The sequence below is a fragment of the Nonomuraea fuscirosea genome, from assembly GCF_035917475.1.
GTDB lineage: Bacteria > Actinomycetota > Actinomycetes > Streptosporangiales > Streptosporangiaceae > Nonomuraea > Nonomuraea fuscirosea.
Genome location: NZ_CP109074.1, coordinates 8,460,862 through 8,478,892, shown reverse-complemented (window position 1 = coordinate 8,478,892; position 18,031 = coordinate 8,460,862). Strand labels below are relative to the sequence as shown.

The window sequence follows — 18,031 nt, the reverse complement described above, 5'->3', positions numbered from 1 at the left end:
ATACCTGTCAGCCCCACCTGCCGATCACGAGCGCCACCAGCAGCGCGCAGCCGAGCGCGAGCCACATGGACAGGTCGGTGACGGCGATCCAGCCGGCCAGGACGACGGCCGCGCTGATCAACCCGATGTAGAGCCGGTCGCCCCGGTCGGTCTCGATCCGAAGGAAGCCCCGCCTGGCCACGGGAGGGGAGATCCGGCCCCAGACCGCCATCGCGGCCAGCAGCACGACCAGCCCGGCGAACACCAGGGCGGTGGGGACGGTCCAGACCATCCAGTCGAGCACGGCTAGACCCTTCCCAGGGCGAAGCCCTTGGCGATGTAGTTGCGCACGAACCAGATCACGATCGCGCCGGGCACGATCGTCAGCACTCCCGCCGCCGCGAGCAGGCCCCAGTCCACGCCCGCCGCGCTCACCGTCCGCGTCATCGTCGCGGCGATCGGCTTCGCGTTCACCGAGGTGATCGTCCTGGCGATCAGCAGCTCGACCCAGCTGAACATGAAGCAGAAGAACGCGGTCACGCCGATCGCGGACCGGATCATCGGCAGGAATATCCTGACGAAGAAACGCGGCAGCGAATAGCCGTCGATCGCCGCGGTCTCGTCTATTTCCCGGGGAATGCCGGACATGAATCCTTCCAGGATCCACACCGCCAGCGGCACGTTGAAGAGCATGTGCGCGATGGCCACGCCGAGATGCGTGTCAAACAGGCCGACGCTCTGATAAATCTGGAAGAACGGCAGCAGGAAAACCGCGGGTGGAGCCATGCGATTGGTCAGCAGCCAGAAGAACAGATGCTTGTCCCCGGCGAACCGGAAACGCGAGAAAGCGTAGGCCGCGGGCAACGCCACGATGAGCGACATCACCGCGTTCAACGAGGTGTAGACGATGGAGTTCAGATAGCTCGAATACCACGAGGAGTCGGTGAAGAAGGTGGCGTAGTTGTCGAACGTCACGCGCTGCGGGACGAGCGAGAAGCTGCCGAGGATGTCCTCGTTCGGGCGGATCGACATGCCGAACATCCACAGCAGCGGCAACATGAGCGTGGCCACGTAGAGCCAGAAGACCGTGCGCGCCCAGGGCAGCCGCCGGCCGGTGGTCCTGGTCATGGTCCTCACCTCCCCGACCTGGTGAGCACGGTGAAGAAGACGTAACAGAGGATCTGCACGAGCAGGAAGTAGAGCAGTGAGAACGCCGCCGCCGGCCCCACGTCGAACTGGCCGACCGCGATCTTCGACAGCAGGATGCTGAGGAACGAGGTCGCGTTGCCCGGCCCACCCCCGGTCACCACGAACGGCTCGGTGTAGATCATGAAGCTGTCCATGAACCGGAGCAGGACCGCGATCGTCAGCACGCCGCGCAGCCTGGGCAGCTGGATGTGCCGGAACGTGGCCCACGCCGAGGCGGCGTCGATCTGCGCGGCCTGGAAGTACGGCTCGGGGATCGAGCGCAGCCCCGCGTACGCCAGCAGCGCCACCAGCGGCGTCCAGTGCCACACGTCCATGAGCAGGACCGTGATCCAGGCGTCCGTGGAGTCCAGCGTGTAGTTGAAGTTGACGCCCAGCACGTTGTTGATCGTCCAGCCGCCGAGCCCGATGTCGCCGCGGGCGAAGATCTGCCAGATCGTGCCCACCACGTTCCACGGGATGAGCAGCGGCAACGCGACCAGCACCAGCGCCACCGACACCCCGAGGCCGCGGCGCGGCATCACCACCGCCAGCGCCACGCCCAGCGGGATCTCCAGCAGCAGCACCTGCGCCGAGAACAGCAGCGTGCGCACCAGCGCCGCGCGCACCTCGGGGTCCCTGGAGATCGAGCGGAACCACTCCAGGCCGACGAAGACCCGGTCGACCGGGCTGAAGACGTCCTGCACCGAGAAGTTGACCACGGTCATCAGCGGGATCACCGCCGTGAACGCCACCGACACGACGACCGGCAGGACCAGCCACCAGGCCCGGTTGTCCTTGCGCTTCAGCGCGGGACGCGGCTCGTCCGCCTGGACGGCGCCCGTGCTCTGCTCGCTCACTCCTCGCCCCTTCCGTTCAGGGGCGCGAGCGAGCCGCACCTGACCTGGTCCCTGAACAGGAACGTGCGCTCGGCGGGGAAGTGCAGGAACGCGAGCGCGCCCGGCTCGTAGGACGAGCCCGCCCCGGTCTTGGCGATCACCTGATGCTCGCCGACTCTGGTGTGGACCAGGTCGTACGCGCCCATCCGGTCGGTCCCCGTCACCCGGGCCGGCACCCCGGGAGAGGTACGCTCGCCGGTGATCCGGACGAACTCCGGGCGCACCCCGATCCGCACCGGGCCAGGAGGCAGGCCGTCCCTGACCGCGCCCGCCGTGCTCCTGCCGACGCGGACGACGTCGCCGGTCACCTCGGCGGGCAGCATGTTCATGCCGGGGGAGCCGATGAAGTGGCCCACGAACTCGTGCGCCGGAGACAGGAACAGCTCCGCCGGCTCGCCCGTCTGCACGATCGCCCCGTCGTTGAGCACCACCACCTCGTCGGCGAACGTCAGCGCCTCCGTCTGGTCGTGCGTGACGTAGACCAGCGTGTGGCCGGTGTCGCGGTGGATCTCCTTCAGCTTGCTGCGCAGCGTCCACTTCAGCGCCGGATCCACCACGGTGAGCGGCTCGTCCAGCAGGACCGCGGCCACCTCGGGACGCACCAGGCCGCGGCCCAGGCTGACGATCTGCTGCCGGCCCGGGTCGAGCCGGCGCGAGCGGCGGCGCAGCACCTCGTCCAGGCCGAGCAGCGCCGACACCTGGCGGACGCGGCGATCGATCTCCTGCCTGGGCACCTTGCGGTTGCGCAGCGGGAAGGCGAGGTTGTCGTAGACCGACATCTCCTCGTACAGGACGGGGAACTGGAAGACCTGCGCGATGTTGCGGCCCGCGGTGGGCACGCCGGTGACCTCGCGGTCGTCGAACCAGATCCGGCCGACCGTGGGGGTGAGCAGGCCGGAGATGATGTTCAGGAGTGTGGTCTTGCCGCAGCCGCTGGGGCCGAGCAGCGCGTACGCCCTGGCGCCGCGCCAGGTCCAGGTCATCGGTTTCAGCGCCCACGTCCGGCCGCCGTCGTAGCTGTGGCCGACGCCCTCCAGCCGGATGTCAGCCATGCAGGTCCACCTCCGCGGCGCTGGTGCCGAGCAGCCGGCCGCCGTCCTGCTCGGCGAAGACGAAGACGTGGGCTGGGTCCACGTACGCGAGCGTGGTCTCGCCGGGGGCGAACAGCTGGGTGCCCGGCAGGTGGGCGACCAGATGGTGGCCGTCCTGGAGGAGCAGGTGCAGGAAGGTCGCGCTGCCGGTCACCTCGGCCAGCCTGATCTCGGCCGGCAGCTCCAGCGCGGCGGGGCCGGCGGTGTCGGGGGCCCGGCCGATCGTGACCTGGTGGGGGCGTACGCCGAGGACGACCCCGTGGCCGGTGGCGCGCGCACGGGGCGCGGGGAAGGAGGCGCCGAGCACCTCGATGCGGCCGTCGCGGACGACGCCCGGCAGCAGGTTGAGCGGGGGATCGCTGAGCGTGGCCGCCACGGCCAGCGTGGGCGGGTGGGCGTACATGTCGGCGACGTCCCCGACGTGCCGGACCCTGCCCTCGCCCAGCACCACGGTCGGCGCGGCGAACGTCAGCGCCTCGTTCGGGTCGGCGGTGGACCAGAGCACGACGCCGCCGGAATCGGCGAACATGGCCTTCAGGTCGGCGCGCAACTGCTCGCGCAGCTTGAAGTCCAGGTTGGCCAGCGGCTCGTCCAGCAGCAGCAGGTCCACGGGGCGGGCCAGGGCGCGGGCGATGGCGGTGCGCTGCTGCTGCCCGCCGGACAACTCCGCCGGCCTGCGCCCCAGCAGCTCGGCGAGGCCCATGAGCTCGGCCACCTCGCGCACCCGGCGTTCGACGCCGTCGCGGCGGAAGCGGGAGTCCAGGCGGAGCGGGGAGGCGATGTTCTCGTAGACGGTCAGCGACGGGTAATTGATGAATTGCTGATAGACGAAGGCGACCGATCTTTTTCGCACCGATATTCCGGTGACGTCTTTTCCGTTGACCGTCACCCGGCCTGTTTCCGGGGCCAGCAAACCTGCTGCGACGCGCATCAGCGTCGTCTTTCCCGCCATCATCGGGCCGATGACGGTGGTCATTCCTGGAGCTAATTCGAGATTGACGTCGTCCAGCCAGGTCTCCCCGTGCCGGCGCACGGAGATGCCGTCGAGAATCACCGTCACGGTGCCCGGTCCTCTCTGCTTCCCTCCCTTCTAACATGACTTCCAGGTGCGTGCAAAGCTTTGTTCTGGTGCATTTGATGGCGGAGTGACAGATGTTTTCCGTCATTGTCAAGGTGGGGGAGGCCGTGAACGGCATCGGCTATCGCCGTGGCGGCCCACGGCCAGGTCATCGCGGTCGGTGGGGGATATTTCGCGACATGACGGCATAGGGCGGGCCTGAGGGCGGCGGTCGAGTCAGCGCCTGTTGGCCAACATGCGTTGACATCTCTGGGCGCCCGCGGTTATCGTCAACATGTGTTGGCCAACAGATGTTGGCCTATCCGAGGAGGAATCATGATCGCCACAGACGTGCTCGTCGTCGGCGCCGGCCCCGTCGGGCTCACCGCCGCCGTCGTCCTCACCCAGCTCGGCCACGACGTCGTCATCGTGGACGGGCAGGCCGAGGGCGCGAACACCTCCAGGGCCGCCGTCGTGCACCCGCGCACGCTGGAGCTGCTGGAGCCGTACGGGGTCAGCCGGGCCCTGGACGCGCGCGGGGTGCACACGCCGCGCTTCACCATCCGCGACCGCGACCGGCTGCTGGTGCCGGTGCCCTTCGAGGGGCTGCCGACGCGGTACCCGTACACGCTGATGATCTCCCAGGCGGACACCGAGGCGTTCCTGCTGGCCCGGCTGGAGGAGCTGGGCGGGAAGGTGCTGCGGCCGGTCCAGGTGACCGCGATCGAGCAGGACGGCTCCGGCGTCACCGCCACCTTCGGCGACGGCCGCACCCTGCGCGCCTCCTACCTGGTGGGGGCCGACGGGATGCACAGCCTCGTGCGCGAGCAGTCCGGCATCGGCTTCGGCGGCGGCACGTACGCCGAGTCGTTCACCCTGGCCGACGTGCGGCTGAGCGGCGGGGTGCCGGACGGCGAGGTCATCCTGTACTTCTCGCCCGACGGCCTGGTGGTCGTCGCCCCGCTGCCCGACGGGCTGCACCGGATCGTGGCCACCGTCGACGAGGCCCCGCGCGAGCCCGACGCGGCGTTCGTGCAGCGCCTGCTCGACACGCGCGGGCCCGAGGCCGAGCCCGCCGTGGTGAAGGAGGTCCTCTGGGGCTCCCGCTTCCGGGTGCACCACCGGATCGCCGACACCTACCGGCACGGGCGGGTCCTGCTCGCCGGGGACGCGGCGCACGTGCACTCGCCGGCCGGCGGGCAGGGCATGAACCTCGGCGTCGAGGACGCGGTGAAGCTGGGCGAGGCGCTGGCCGGGGTGCTGGCGGGCGGCCCCGACTCCCTGCTCGACGCCTACGCGGGCGCGCGCCGGCCGGTGGCGGAGAAGGTCGTCGGGCTGGCGAGCCGGCTGACCTCGCTGGCCACCGCGAACGCCGCCCTGCGTCCGCTGCGCAACGCGGTGCTGCGCTTCGCCGGCCGCCTCCCCGTCGTACGCCGCCGCCTGGCCTGGCAGCTGTCCGGCCTCGACCGCCGCTGACCGCCCGACCCGACGTCACATCCCCAGACGCAATCGCTCCGAGGGAGCTCAGACGCCGGAGCATCCCTTTCCGGGGAGCCCAGTCGCCTTCGCAGGGGAGCGCGACCTACGGCAGGATCGCGTCCACGTAACCGCCGTCCACCCGCACCGCGCCGCCCGTCGTCGCGGAGGCGAGCGCCGAGCTGAGGTAGACCACCATGTTCGCGATCTCCTCGGGCTCGATCAGCCGCTGGATCAGCGACTGCGGCCGATGCAGCCGCATGAACTCCCGCTGCGCCTCCTCCCAGGGCAACTGCTCGTCCACGAGCTGGTAGACGAACTCCTCCACGCCGCCCGTGTGCGTCGGCCCCGCGATCACCGAGTTGACCGTGACCCCGCTGCCCGCCGCCTCCTTGGCGAAGCCCCTGGAGACCGCCAGCAGCGCCGTCTTCGACATGCCGTAGTGGATCATCTCGGCGGGCGTGACGATCGCCGAGTCGCTGGCGATGTATTGGATCCGGCCCCAGCCGCGCTCGCGCATCGCCGGCAGGTACGCGCGGGTCAGGCGGACCGCGGCCAGCACGTTGACCTCGAAGAAACGGCGCCACTCGGCGTCGCTGATCTCCAGCGGCGGCTTGGCCTCGAAGATGCCCAGGTTGTTGACCAGGATGTCCACCTGCGGCAGCGTGCCCAGCACCTGCTCGCAGCCCTCGTCCGAGGAGACGTCGCCGGGAGCGGCGACCAGGTCGGCGCCCGGCCCCTCGCCCTTCAGATCGCCGGTGATCCGCTCGATCGCCGCCGCCACCGACCGCTCGCTGCGGCCGTTGATCCCCACCCGGGCTCCGGCCCCGGCCAGCCCCGTGGCGATGGCCGCCCCGATGCCCTGGGTCGAGCCGGTGACCAGCGCGGTCTTGCCGCTGAGGTCGATACGCATGCTGTCCCACCCCCTCCCGTCATTGTCCGCGATCACCTCGGGGCGGCCCGCACCGGGGGTGCGATGCGTAGGCTGGGTGGGGCGTGGAAGGGGCGTGGGTGCAGCGGATCCTGTGGCTCGTCGTGGCGGTCGCCTTCGTGGCGGGCATGGTCATCCCCCGCGACGTCGAGCCGGAGGAGGAGTGCCCGGCCCGCGACACCCGCGTCATGGCCCCCTACGCGGTGACCGGCTACTGGGTGATGCCGCGCGCCGACCTGTGCGTCACGCGGCGCATGGTCGAGGCCGTCCATGCCATCGGCGGCGACACGCTGATCACCTTCGGCCCCCGGTTCGCCGCCGGTCAGGACCCCGACTTCGACGGCTGCCTCCTCGACGGCCGGCCGTGCGCCGAGGTGCCCGGCAAGCGGATCCGCCAGGTCTACTCGTACGCGAGCAGCGAGGAGTTCGGGCCTGGCCTGCTCCGCTGCCCCGGGATCGACCGGCGGTTCGAGACCGGCGACCGGGTCGTCTACCGGCTCTCGCTGGCCGGGTCCTGCTCCGACGCCGAGCACGACCTCGTCCTGATCTCCACCGACGGCGACGGGCTCGGCCACCTGATGCGTGAGGCGAGCGCGTACGGGATGACGGTCTTCCCCGGGCTGCCCGCCGCGCCGCAGCGGGCGGGCAAGCCGTGGGAGCCCGACCTCGGCCATCTCGCCGCGCTCAACGCCTTCACCGCGCGGGTGCTGGCCGACTACGGGCGGCGGTTCGGCGGGCTGAGCGCCTTCGGCGGGATGTACCAGTCGTTCGAGCTGGCCATGCGGTCGCGGTCCGGCCGCGATCCGATCATCGAGCTGTACGCGGCCCAGCACAAGGTGGTCGCCGCCGCGTTGCCGGGGAAGAAGCTGGTGGTCAGCCCGTACATCGACGCGCGAAAGGGGCGCGGCTTCCCGCCCGCGCAGGCGGGGGAGGGGCTGGCGGACATCGCGGCGACCCGCGCCGGCCTGCCCATGGCGGTCGCGGTGCAGGACGGGCGGGGCACCGGCAAGGTGCCGGTGTACGCGCCGCACGAGGCCGGGGCCGAGGTCGCGCCCCGGCTGGTGCCGGTCGTGGGCGAGGTGAGCAACGCGGAGGCGTACCACGGCTCCACCGGCGACTACGTCGGGGCGGCGGCGCGGCGGGTGCCGGACGGGGTGGAGCTCTGGGTGAACGTGGAGGGCTTCGAACCCACGCCCGCCCCCGGGGAGTGCGGGCGGCTCGACCCGCTGCCGCCGCGCGGGCGGACCACGAAGAGCCGGCTCGACCTCCAGGTCATGGCGGCGGGGCCGCACGCCGCGAAGGTCATCTCGTACGGGTGGGACCCGTTCTTCACCTGCCAGTCCCGCTATGACACGCCGTCGCTGGCCGACGACATCGCGGCCGGGTGGCAGCAGCCGATCATCGTGAACGCGTACCGGAAGGAGCTCGGCGGGCGGCCCGGTGTCCTCGTCGAGGGCCACAACCTGCGCGGGGGGACGCTGAGCTTCGCGGGGGTGGCGGTGCGGCAGGAGTGGTACGGACGGGACCGGCTCGAATCGGCCTGGGCCCCCTACACGCCCGCGGCCCCCTGGACCCCGGTCACGGCCACCAACGCGGCCGGCCACTCCAGCACGAACCCGTACGTGCTGCCTTAGTCACGAACCCGTACGTGCCCGCCTTGGTCGCGAACCGGCACGTGCTGCTTCACTTTCCGGTTCCGGTCAGTGCGGCGACCAGGATGTCGGCCAGCAGCGCGGCCTGACCGCCGTCCTCGTCCAGGTCGGGGTCCAGGATCGTCACCTCCAGCCCGGCGGCTCCGGGCAGCGCCAGCAGCCCGCGCAGCAGCTCGGTGAGCTGGGCGGCGTCGAGCCCGCCCGGGGTGGGGGAGTCGACGGCCGGCAGTATGGACGGGTCGAGCACATCCGCGTCCACGTGGATCCAGAACCCGTCGAGCTCGTCACGGCCGAGCACCTGCGTGGCGCGCTCGATCGCCAGGTCGCCGCCGGGGCTTCCGGGGACGTAGGCCAGCCCGCTGTCCGCGATGTCCCGCAGGTCCTCCTCGTCCCGCACACCCAGCACGATCACGTCCTCGTCCCTGACGTACGGCCGCAGCCCGCCGATGTCGGTCAGGTAGTCCTCGCCCCGGCCGGTGACCAATGCCAGATCCTCGCCGGCCGCCGAGCCGACGTGCGGGGAGTTGCCCAGGTGGCGGAAGTCGGCGTGCGCGTCCAGGTACGCCAGCCCGTACCGGCCGGCTTCACGCAGCGCCAGCGCGGGGCCGAGCAGGATCGAGCAGTCGCCGCCGAGCAGGACGGGGAACCCGCCGTCCCGCCTGATGCCGCTCACCCGGCCGGCCAGGGCGCGGGCGTAGGCGGCGATGGCCGGCCCGTTGCGCACGCCGTCGCCCGGCTTCCAGGTGGCCACGTAGCGGGGCGGGACGAGCGCGCCCGCGTCGTCCGCGCCGAGCCGGCGCACGAGCCCGGCGTCCCGCAGCGCCCACGGGGCCTTGTAGCACCCGGGGACGACGTCGGGGGCCGGCGGGCGCAGACCGAGGTTGGACGGGGCGTCGAGGACGACCGGACGCCTGTCAGTGGTTATAGTGTTCATAGTCCTGACGCTAGCAAGAGGAGAGCGAATGCGCCAGTACGCCGAGACCGGCCTCGTGGCGATCGACCTGGCCAACACATGGGACGAATACCTGGACGATCCAGAACGCCTACCGGACGTCCTCTCCCTACGCCGCTTCTGCATGGAACTAGGCGTGCCGGCGCTCTCCGCCCCCGACGCCGACCCCGCAGCTCTATCGGGCGACTCGGATCCCGACGCCGATCCTGCGGGTGTGCCGGGCGGCTCCGAGCCCGATGCCGAGTCGATGGGCACGGCGAGGGAGCCCGATCCCGGTGCTGGTCCGGTGGGCGCGGTGGATCTGGACGAGGTGCGGGCCGTGCGGTCGCGGTTGCGGGAGGTCCTGGACGGCGATCCGGCGCAGCGGGCGCGCGCCCTGGCGCGATGGGCGGAGGAGGCGCCGATGCGCGCGGTCGTGGCGGAGTCGGCCGGCACGCCGGTCCTGCGGCTCGCCGGCCCCCCGGCCGCCACCCTCGGTCAGCGGTTGACGGTGCGGGCGGTGACGGAAATGCTGGACCTCGCCGCGGCGGGCGACTGGGACCGGCTGCGACTGTGCGCGGCAAGCCCCTGCCAGGACGCCTTCGTCGACAGAAGCCGCCCGGGCCGGCGCCAGTTCTGCTCGACCCGCTGCGCCAACCGCGCCCACGCCGCCGCCTCCCGGGCCCGCCACCGCTGACCGTGCAACCCCGCCCCTGCGCGCACCCGTCCCCTGACCGCCCACGCCGCCGCTTCCCGGACCCGTCACCACTGACCGTGTGACTCCCGCACTCCCGATCACGCCGCCGGGCGGGAATTGTCGGTGCGGGCCGCTAACTTTCGATCATCACTCGATCCGAAGGAGTAGTTGGTCGATGTACCGCCAGGGCGACATCCTGCTCATGCCCATCCCCGAGGAGACCGCGCCCGTCGTGTCGCTCTCCCAGCCCAGGGACGCTCGCGGGCGGCTGGTGCTGTCCTACGGCGAGGGGACAGGCCACGCCCATGCCATCCCCGGCCCCGGCACGCTGTCCCGCGGGTTCCTGCACCTGCCGGTCGGCGGCCGGCTCGTGCACGAGGAGCACGCGGCGATCTCGCTGCCGAAGGGCTGGTACCGCGTGATCCGGCAGCCCAAGGACGTGCCGGGCCCGCACCGCGTGATGGCCGGCTGATGACGGCAACCTCACCCGGCGCCGGGCCCACGGTCACATCGCCCCGGGAGGCCCGGGAAGGGCCAGCTCGAAGACGCTCTGGGCGGTGTACGCGGCCAGCCACCTGGCCTTGCCGCTCCTGACGTTCACCGCGTAGGTGTTCATCGTCCGGTACGGTGCGTCGATCACCGCCGGTTCGTCGTCCGGCACCTCCGAAGCCGGCCTGCACCGGACGGACGTCGTGAGCACCGTCACCTCGTCCTCGCTCAACCACGTGCGCAGATAGACCTGGCTGACGTCGGAGGCCAGACCGCTGATGGCCGTGCTCTTGCGCTTCTTGCCGGTGAGCGTGTCGAGGAGCACGAGACCGCCACGGCGGCAGGGCCTCTCCCCGGTGCTGAGGTTCTCGATCGCCGCCACGGTCTTCCCGTCGGGAGCCAGCGGGCTGAAGTCGTACCGCCTCGGCAGGATGACCGACGTCGAGTTGCCTGGCGAGGTGGCCGGCCACAGGTTCGAGATCGTGTGCAGCTGCGAGTTGGGCGAGTACTCCCCAAGCGTGATCGTGGCGCCGTCCGGCGACAGGCCGATGGGCACCCAGCGGTTCGGCAGCCGGCGGACGACCCGGTCGCGCATGTCGATGAGCAGCGCGGGGTCCTTGAAGTCCGGGACCTTGCTGAAGGCCACGAACCGGCCGTCGTCCGACAACATCAGCCACGAGATGCTGCCCAGCCACTTCACCGGCACCTCCACCGGAGCGGTCGTCTTCGCGCCCGAGGCCAGGTCCCGTACCTGGAAGGTGCGTTCCTTCCGGCTGTAGTAAGCGATCTTGCTCCCGTCCCGGCTGATCGCCAGCGGGCTGTTCCGCAGACCGGTCCGGCCGGGCGCGAGGCTCGGCAGCGCCTCCCGCAGGTAGTAAGCCTTGCCGCTCCTGGTGACCACCCGCCAGCCACCGTCCCGGCAGCCCTTCGGCGCCTTCCCGACGGCCGGCTCACAGAAGGTCTTGTACGCGTGGCTCAACGGTTCCACCCCGCTCGCGGGCAGGTCGTCCTTGGAGGTGGCGGGTTCGGGGGCGTGCGGCGTCAGCCGTACGGCGAGGGTCGCGCCCAGCGCGGTGACCACGACCATGGCCGCCGCGAGCAGCGAGATCGTGGTGCGCCTCCTGCGGTCGCGCCGGGCGATCGTCCGCTCGGCCAGGTCCACCTGTGGCGTGTCGTCGGCCAGATCGACGAGTACGTCCCGCAGCCAGGTCATCGGAATGCCTCCTCGGTCTCCAGCCCGGCGAGCTTCGGCGCGAGCTCGGGCGCCAGGGTGCGCAGGCGGGCCAGGGCCTGGTGCGCCTGGCTCTTCACCGTCCCGATCGAACAGTTCATGAGCTCCGCGGTCTCACGTTCGGTCCGGTCCTCGTAGTACCGCAGCACGATCACCGCCCGCTGCCGGGGCGGCAGCCGCATGAGCGCCTGGCGCATGACGAGCCGGACGACGGTCGAGTCCTCGCTCGAGTACGGCCGTTCCGGCGGGTCGGCGGTCGGGAGCTCCGTCCTGACCCGGCGCCGCCGCCACGAGATGTGCTGGTTGACCAGCGCCTTACGCGCGTACGCCTCAGGATGCTCGACGCGCGAGAGCCTCGCCCAGCGCCCGAGCACCTTGAGCAGGACGTGCTGCAGCAGATCCTCGGCCTGGTGGGCGTCCCCCGTGAGCAGGTACGCGGTACGCATCAGGGCTTGCTGATGGCCGGCGACGAACTCACGGAAGCTGTCATTGCGATCCAAGACGCCTCCTCTCGCCCGTTATGGACGCCCCCGAGAAGCCGAAAGGTTTGGTCCCACCCGAAACCGAAAAGGCGTTATCCCGTCCTGGCCGGCGTCACCTGCGGCGGTAGGGATCGTCGTAGGGCTGCGACGACTGCCTGACCGCCTCCATGACGGGTCGCATGGCGGGCCCCGCGACGTAGTAGCGGCCTCGCGCCTGCCCCTCCGGTGTCAGCCAGCCGAGCCGGCACATCTCGCGAATGTCCCGCACGGCCTGTTGCGGGCTGAGGTCGGCGTCCTGCTGGTACACGGTCCGCCGTACGCGCGACGTCCAGAAGGCGGGAAGGAGGGCGAAGACGGCCCGCTCGTCCAGCCCGTCGGTCACGGCCGCCTCCGACAGGGCGGACCACGCCCGGCTCAGCAGATCGACCCTGCGCCTGGCCTGCTGGGCCATCAGATGGTGAGCGCGCAGGCAGAACCTGATCCACCCGTGCGCCGACCGGTGCGGACTCCACTCCCGGCCGCCCACCTCCTGCAGAACCTGGTAGTAGGAGTAGGTGTTCTGCCCTCTGCCCAGCCACTCCTCGATGGAGGAGAACTCCGGCGGCAGCAGCGCCTCCCTGGCGAACACCAGCGTGGACAGCGCCCTCGACATGCGTCCGTTCCCGTCGGCCCAGGGGTGGATCATGACGAGATTCAGGTGCGCCATCGAGGCCCGGACATGGACCGGCGCGTCCAGGTCGCCTTCGTTGAGCCATCGGACGAGCTCCTCCATCAGCCCGGCCACCACGCTGGGATCGGGCCCCGTGTAGGCGGCGACGGTCGGATCGTCAACGCTCGTAATGTAAACCGGCCTCTGCCGGAGCCGGCCCGGCCGCTTTCTCCTGTGCGGCTCCTGCATCATGAAGTGCAGACCGTTCAGCAGCCCGAGGTCGTAGCGGAACTCGGCGCCGGCATCGGAGAGCGCCTGGATGTAGGTCATCGCCCGTTGGTAGTTCTCCAGCTCCCGCCGCGTCACGTCGCTGGTCTCCAATGGCGCTTCTCCGGCCATCAGCGCTTCCATGTCGTCGACCGAGGCGGCATAACCCTCGATGGTGTTCGAGCCGACGATGGCCCTGGCGGTGAGGCTGCGCCGCAGCTGTTTGGTCCACTGCTCCTCCGGACGGAGGTGTATGCGCAGGTCGTGCCGCATCTCCTCGATGTCCTCGAGAACACGGAGATCGGCGGCGGTCAGCTTCGGCGTTCCGTAGAGCATAACTTGATGATACCAAGATAGTGTCATCTATGCGTGCTGCCCGCTTCGCCGATAAGCGGCAGGCGAAGCGGGTGACGCGCGGGTGGTTCCGTTACTGCTGGAGGTTGGTGGACAGGAGGTCGAGCAAGGGTTCGCGGCGGACGCAGCGTTCCAGGAGGAACGAGTCGGCCAGCGCGAGCAGGTCGTCGTCCCCGAGGTCGCGGAACAGCTCCGCGTACTCCGGCAGCAGCGCCTGGGCCAGGAGGATGTGCCTGATCAGGTCGTCGGACTGGTAGCGGGCGCCCCACGGGTACGGGTCCCAGTGGGGGGACTCCGTCTCGATCAGGGTGTGCAGCGGGGCCAGTTCGTCCGCCGACTCCTCCATGGTCGAGCCCCATCGGTCCACGCCGAGCCGTCGCTTCTTGGCGATGAAGGGGCCGAACCGGTCCAGGTACGCTCCCGCCGCGTGCACCAGGCCCTGCAGTCCCACGTCCTTGTACGTCCAGAGCGACCAGCCCGCCCCGTGCCCGTCGTAGATGTCGAGCTGGTCGCGCAGGATCTGGTAGCGCTGGGCGTCCACGGCCGGGTCGCCGGTGTAGACGGGGCCGAACTCGCCCACCCACAGCGGTGTGCCGGTCTCGCGCTGGAAGCGGGAGCGTTTGGCGAACGTACGCTCCAGTTCGTCCTTGTCGCACCACTCGCCGCGCGTGTATCCCGGGTACGGGCCCCCGTGGGCGAACCCGGCCAGCGCGTAGTCATGGAGGACAAAAACCGTGTTCTCATATACCTCCCGAAATATCGAGAAATCGGTGGAGTAGGTGTTGCCGTCCAGGAACAGGATGTGGCCCGGATCGGCGGCTCTGATCGCCTTCACCAAGCGGTCGTAGAACGGCCCGATCACCTTGCCGGTCAGGTCACCCGGCTCGTTGACCGGGTTGTATCCCGCCACCCACGGATGGTCGCGATAGTGGTCCGCGATGACCTCCCACAGGTGCACCGCCCGGTCCTGGAAGTGCCGGTGCTGCCAGAAGGCGGCCACGTGGGTCGGGTTGTCGGAATGCCAGTGCTGGTTCTGGGAGCCGGGCAGCGCGTGCAGGTCGATCACGCTGTAGACGCCGTGCTCGCCCAGCAGCCCGATCACCCGGTCGAGGTGACGGAAGCCGCGCCCGTCGATCTCCATCGGGCGGTCGTCGGACTCCCAGTGGCGGTAGTTGACCGGGATGCGCACACAGTTGACGCCCAGCCCGGCCAGCAGAGCGGCGTCCCGTTCGGTGAAGAACGAGGTCAGCAGCCGGTCGAAGAACAGCTCCGCCCGGTCGTCCCCGAGGACGGAGCGCACGGCGTGCCGCATGGAGGACTCGTTCGCCGGATAGCCGGTGATGAAGTTCTCCATGTTCATCCATCCCCCGAGACCCACCCCCCGCAGGCGTACCGGTGTGTCGTCGTCCCGGACGAGATGGGTTCCGGACACGTGCAGCATGAAGACTGATCACCCCTTCGTGGCACCGGCGGTGAGCCCGCCGACCAGATGACGTTCCGCTATGGCGTAGAACCCGAGCGCGGGCACCATGGCCAGGATGAGATAGGCCAGGATGCGGGCGGTGTCGGAGGCGTACTGGCCCTGGAACTGCTGGATGCCCAGCGGCAGCGTCCAGCTGCTCTCCTCGCTGAACACGACCAGCGGCAGCATGAAGTTGTTCCAGCTGCCGACCACGGCCAGCACGGAGACGGTGGCGATGGCGGGCCGGGCCATCGGCAGCAGGATCCGCCAGAAGAACCCGAACGGTGTGCACCCGTCGATCGTGGCCGCCTCCTCGATCTCGCCCGGGATGCTGCGGAAGAAGCCGCGCAGGATGATGATCGTCAGCGGCAGCCCGAAGGCGGCCTGGGTGAGGATCACGCCCAGCGGGTTGTCCAGCAGCCCGAACGTGCGCAGCAGCACGAAGATCGGCAGGATCGCCACCGCGAACGGGAACATCAGCCCGGCGGTGAACAGGGTGAAGAACAGCTCCCTGCCGCGGAAGGCGAACCTGGCGAAGACGAACCCGGCCAGCGCCGCCAGCGCGACCGTCAGCACGGTCGTGATGACCGCGATGAACGTGCTGTTCCAGACCTGCAGCCAGAACGAGCCCGAACCGAGCACGTCGGTGTAGTTGGCCGTGATCCACGACTCGGGCAGGCCGAACGGGTTGCCGGACAGCTCGCTGTTGTCCTTGAAGCCGCCGAGCAGCGCGTAGACGACCGGGATGACCATGAACAGGCCCACCACGCTCGCGATCACGTGCAGGGGCAGCGTGTTGCGCCGGGGGGTGGCCGGTTTCGTCCGCTGGCGGCTCATGGCCGGCCTCCCGCACTGGTGGTGGCGCCCTCAAGGTCGCGGCGCATGACGAAGCGCTGGTAGAGCAGGGCGAAGACGAGGCTGAGGCCGAACATGACCACGCTGATCGCGCTGGCGTAACCGACCTGGGAGCGCTTGAACCCCCAGTCCATCATCGTGACGGCCATCGTCTCCGAGGAGTGCGAGGGCCCGCCGCCGGTGAGGATCCAGACCAGGTCGAACAGCTGGATCGTGTAGATGACGGACAGGAAGACGCTGATCCGGATCGTCGGGCCGAGCAGTGGCAGCGTGACGTGCCGGAACGTCTTCCATCCCGTGGCCCCGTCGATCTGGGCGGCCTCGATCAGCTCGTTCGGGATGTTCTGCCGGCCGGCCAGGTAGATCATCATGTGGAAGCCGAAGTACTTCCAGGTCATGACCAGGAACAGCGACGGCATCACGGTGTTCGGGTCGGCCAGCCACTCCGACTCCCAGCCGAACACCGACAGCAGCTGGTTCGCCATGCCCGAGCCGGGCGAGAGGATCAGCGAGAACAGCACGCCGGTGATGACCTCGGACAGCACGTACGGCGCGAAGAACAGCACCCGGTAGAGCGCCCGCCCGCGGATGCGCTGGTTCAGCAGCATCGCGATGGCCAGGGAGAACGGCAGCTGCACGAAGATCGACAGCAGCACCAGGACCGCCAGGTGCCACAGGTCCTGGGCGAAGATCTCGCTGGTGAACAGCCGGGTGAAGTTGTCCAGGCCGATGAAGTCGGTCGGCAGGCCGCCGAAGCCGTTCCACTTGAACACGCTCGAATAGATCGCCACCAGCATGGGGGCCACGACGAGCATGAGGAACAGCACCAGAGCGGGCAGCAGGAACAGGACGATGCTCACCCAGCGTCCCCGGCGCCTGGCGGCGGGGACGGGGGCCGGAAGCTTGACCGCTTCCGGCCCTCTCGTGAGAGTCGTCATCCTTCGCTCTTCGCGACTTCTGAGATGTCCGCGCCGACCTCTTCCGGTGTCTTCGTACCGGCGATCAGCTCGGCCACACTGTCGTTGACCTGCTGGCCGACGGCCGGCGGGTAGGCCTGGTCGAGGTAGAGCTGGTAGCCGCTGGCGCTGGCCAGCATGGTCGCCACCTGCTTGAGGTTGGGGTCCTTGACCGCGCTCTCCTCGCCCTTGAGTACCGGCAGCACACCGCCCGCTTCGACGGCCTTGCTGTGGTTGCCCATCTCGGTCATGAACTTGACGAAGTCGACGGCCTCCTTGGGCGCGTCCGTGCCCACGGTCAGCCCGCCGCCGCCGCCGAAGGCGTCACCGGCCGAGCCCTTGCCGCCCTCGACGGAGGGGAAGGCGAAGAAGCCGAGGTCGTCGCCGAGGCCCTTGCCCGAGTCGGCCTGCACGCTGGGCGCCCACTGGCCCATCAGCTCCATGGCCGCCTTGCCGTTGCTCACGGTCGCGGACTGGCCGTCGGGGGTGGAGTAGGCCGCGCCGAGGAAGCCCTTCTGGAACGGCTGCAGGTCGGCCAGCGCCTTGACCTGCTGTCCCGCGGCCACGAAGTCGGGCTTGGTGAAGTCGTGGTCGGAGGCCGCCTGCTTGAGCGCGTCCAGGCCGGCGATGCGCATCGCGAGGTAGGCCCAGTAGTAGTGGCCGGGCCACTTCTCCTTGCCGGCCAGCGCGATCGGGGTGACGCCCGCGGCCTTCAGCTTCTTGACGTCCTCGAGGAACGCCGACCAGGTGGCCGGGGCCTCGGTGATGCCCGCCTTCTCGAAAAGCTTCTTGTTGTACCAGAAGCCCACCATGCCGATGTCGGTCGGCAGGCCGTAGGTCTTGCCGTCGAGCTGGTACGCGCTCAGCGCCGCGGGCGTGAAGTTCGGCAGCACGTCGGCGACGTCGGCGGAGATGTCCTTGACCAGCCCGGCGTCGATCTGCTGCTTGAGCACACCGCCGCCCCAGCTGGCGAAGACGTCGGGGGCCTTGCCCGACTGCGTGATGGTGGTGAGCTTGGCCTTGTACGCCTCGTTCTCCAGCACCGTCGCCTTGATCGTGACGTGCGGGTTCTTGGCCTCGAATTCCTTGGCCCGCTGGGCCCAGAGCGACTTGAGCGGCTCGGCGGTCGACAGGTGCCACCACTCCAGCGTCACCTTCGCGGGCGCGCCGCCCGAGCTCTGCTGCGGAGCGGCCTCACCGCCTCCGCCACCACCACCACAGCCGGTCAGGAGGACGACGGCGGCGGCTAACACCAGACTGCGTTTCATAGGGGTCCCTTCCTCAGCTGGGCGAAAGTTTCGTGAACCCCCCGATAATTTCGATGCCGCGATCGTAAGTAAACGCTGTGTTAAGCGTCAACACCTCGGCTGGGAGCGATCCCAAACCGA

At 70.0% G+C, this 18,031-nt stretch carries 18 protein-coding genes; 4 read left to right on the top strand and 14 right to left on the bottom strand.

Going from position 1 to position 18,031, the window contains the following annotated elements:
- Positions 1-7: 7 nt before the first annotated feature.
- The 5 genes from OIE67_RS38505 to OIE67_RS38485 all read right to left on the bottom strand — a co-directional run bounded on the left by OIE67_RS38505 (position 8) and on the right by OIE67_RS38485 (position 4,187).
- Positions 8-283, bottom strand: coding sequence for a DUF2160 domain-containing protein (locus OIE67_RS38505; RefSeq protein WP_219912446.1), 276 nt, complete (start codon positions 281-283; stop codon positions 8-10).
- A 2-nt stretch (positions 284-285) separates the two neighbouring features.
- Positions 286-1,050, bottom strand: coding sequence for a carbohydrate ABC transporter permease (locus OIE67_RS38500; protein ID WP_326629754.1), 765 nt, complete (start codon positions 1,048-1,050; stop codon positions 286-288).
- A gap of 62 nt (positions 1,051-1,112) precedes the next feature.
- Positions 1,113-2,024, bottom strand: coding sequence for a carbohydrate ABC transporter permease (locus OIE67_RS38495; RefSeq protein ID WP_219912448.1), 912 nt, complete (start codon positions 2,022-2,024; stop codon positions 1,113-1,115).
- Positions 2,021-3,115: an ABC transporter ATP-binding protein gene (locus OIE67_RS38490; RefSeq protein ID WP_326629751.1), complete on the bottom strand. Its 1,095-nt coding sequence runs from the start codon at positions 3,113-3,115 to the stop codon at positions 2,021-2,023. The genes OIE67_RS38495 and OIE67_RS38490 overlap by 4 nt, the downstream gene beginning before the upstream one ends.
- Positions 3,108-4,187, bottom strand: a complete 1,080-nt coding sequence (locus tag OIE67_RS38485; RefSeq protein WP_326645602.1) for an ABC transporter ATP-binding protein — start codon at positions 4,185-4,187, stop codon at positions 3,108-3,110. Before OIE67_RS38485 ends, OIE67_RS38490 begins: the two co-directional genes overlap by 8 nt.
- Before the next feature lie 360 nt (positions 4,188-4,547).
- Here OIE67_RS38485 and OIE67_RS38480 point away from each other — a divergent pair, with 360 nt between their 5' ends.
- On the top strand, positions 4,548-5,687 hold the full coding sequence (locus OIE67_RS38480; protein WP_326629750.1) for an FAD-dependent oxidoreductase: 1,140 nt from the start codon (positions 4,548-4,550) through the stop codon (positions 5,685-5,687).
- A 106-nt stretch (positions 5,688-5,793) separates the two neighbouring features.
- Here the strand turns inward: OIE67_RS38480 and OIE67_RS38475 are convergent, their stop codons facing one another.
- Positions 5,794-6,600: an SDR family NAD(P)-dependent oxidoreductase gene (locus OIE67_RS38475; RefSeq protein ID WP_326629748.1), complete on the bottom strand. Its 807-nt coding sequence runs from the start codon at positions 6,598-6,600 to the stop codon at positions 5,794-5,796.
- Between the two features lie 98 nt (positions 6,601-6,698).
- Between OIE67_RS38475 and OIE67_RS38470 the strand changes: the two genes are divergently transcribed.
- Positions 6,699-8,252 (top strand): DUF4434 domain-containing protein, encoded by a 1,554-nt coding sequence (locus OIE67_RS38470; RefSeq protein WP_326629746.1) that lies wholly within the window; start codon positions 6,699-6,701, stop codon positions 8,250-8,252.
- A 49-nt stretch (positions 8,253-8,301) separates the two neighbouring features.
- On the opposite strand, the gene OIE67_RS38465 is transcribed toward OIE67_RS38470, so the two are convergent.
- The gene (locus OIE67_RS38465; RefSeq protein WP_326629744.1) at positions 8,302-9,204 is read right to left on the bottom strand and encodes an arginase family protein; all 903 of its coding nucleotides are present in this window, start codon (positions 9,202-9,204) and stop codon (positions 8,302-8,304) included.
- 28 nt (positions 9,205-9,232) lie between these two features.
- Here OIE67_RS38465 and OIE67_RS38460 point away from each other — a divergent pair, with 28 nt between their 5' ends.
- Together OIE67_RS38460 and OIE67_RS38455 are read left to right on the top strand one after the other, a co-directional pair.
- Positions 9,233-9,898, top strand: a complete 666-nt coding sequence (locus tag OIE67_RS38460) for a CGNR zinc finger domain-containing protein (RefSeq protein ID WP_326629742.1) — start codon at positions 9,233-9,235, stop codon at positions 9,896-9,898.
- A 175-nt stretch (positions 9,899-10,073) separates the two neighbouring features.
- Positions 10,074-10,370 carry a hypothetical protein gene (locus OIE67_RS38455; protein ID WP_106252340.1) on the top strand — a complete coding sequence of 99 codons (297 nt, stop codon included), beginning with the start codon at positions 10,074-10,076 and terminating at the stop codon, positions 10,368-10,370.
- Positions 10,371-10,403: 33 nt separating this feature from the next.
- On the opposite strand, the gene OIE67_RS38450 is transcribed toward OIE67_RS38455, so the two are convergent.
- From OIE67_RS38450 to OIE67_RS38420, 7 genes are all read right to left on the bottom strand, one after another.
- Positions 10,404-11,600 (bottom strand): hypothetical protein, encoded by a 1,197-nt coding sequence (locus tag OIE67_RS38450; RefSeq protein ID WP_326629739.1) that lies wholly within the window; start codon positions 11,598-11,600, stop codon positions 10,404-10,406.
- Positions 11,597-12,118: a SigE family RNA polymerase sigma factor gene (locus tag OIE67_RS38445; protein WP_326629737.1), complete on the bottom strand. Its 522-nt coding sequence runs from the start codon at positions 12,116-12,118 to the stop codon at positions 11,597-11,599. The genes OIE67_RS38450 and OIE67_RS38445 overlap by 4 nt, the downstream gene beginning before the upstream one ends.
- 94 nt (positions 12,119-12,212) lie before the next feature.
- The gene (locus OIE67_RS38440; RefSeq protein WP_326629735.1) at positions 12,213-13,352 is read right to left on the bottom strand and encodes a Fic family protein; all 1,140 of its coding nucleotides are present in this window, start codon (positions 13,350-13,352) and stop codon (positions 12,213-12,215) included.
- A 91-nt stretch (positions 13,353-13,443) separates the two neighbouring features.
- Positions 13,444-14,811, bottom strand: coding sequence for a glycoside hydrolase family 5 protein (locus tag OIE67_RS38435; protein ID WP_326629733.1), 1,368 nt, complete (start codon positions 14,809-14,811; stop codon positions 13,444-13,446).
- A 9-nt stretch (positions 14,812-14,820) separates the two neighbouring features.
- Positions 14,821-15,669: a carbohydrate ABC transporter permease gene (locus OIE67_RS38430; protein ID WP_106252349.1), complete on the bottom strand. Its 849-nt coding sequence runs from the start codon at positions 15,667-15,669 to the stop codon at positions 14,821-14,823.
- Positions 15,666-16,625 carry a carbohydrate ABC transporter permease gene (locus OIE67_RS38425; protein WP_326629731.1) on the bottom strand — a complete coding sequence of 320 codons (960 nt, stop codon included), beginning with the start codon at positions 16,623-16,625 and terminating at the stop codon, positions 15,666-15,668. The genes OIE67_RS38430 and OIE67_RS38425 overlap by 4 nt, the downstream gene beginning before the upstream one ends.
- Complete coding sequence (locus tag OIE67_RS38420; RefSeq protein WP_326629728.1) at positions 16,622-17,911, bottom strand: extracellular solute-binding protein; 1,290 nt, start codon at positions 17,909-17,911, stop codon at positions 16,622-16,624. Before OIE67_RS38420 ends, OIE67_RS38425 begins: the two co-directional genes overlap by 4 nt.
- Between the last annotated feature and the right edge of the window lie 120 nt (positions 17,912-18,031).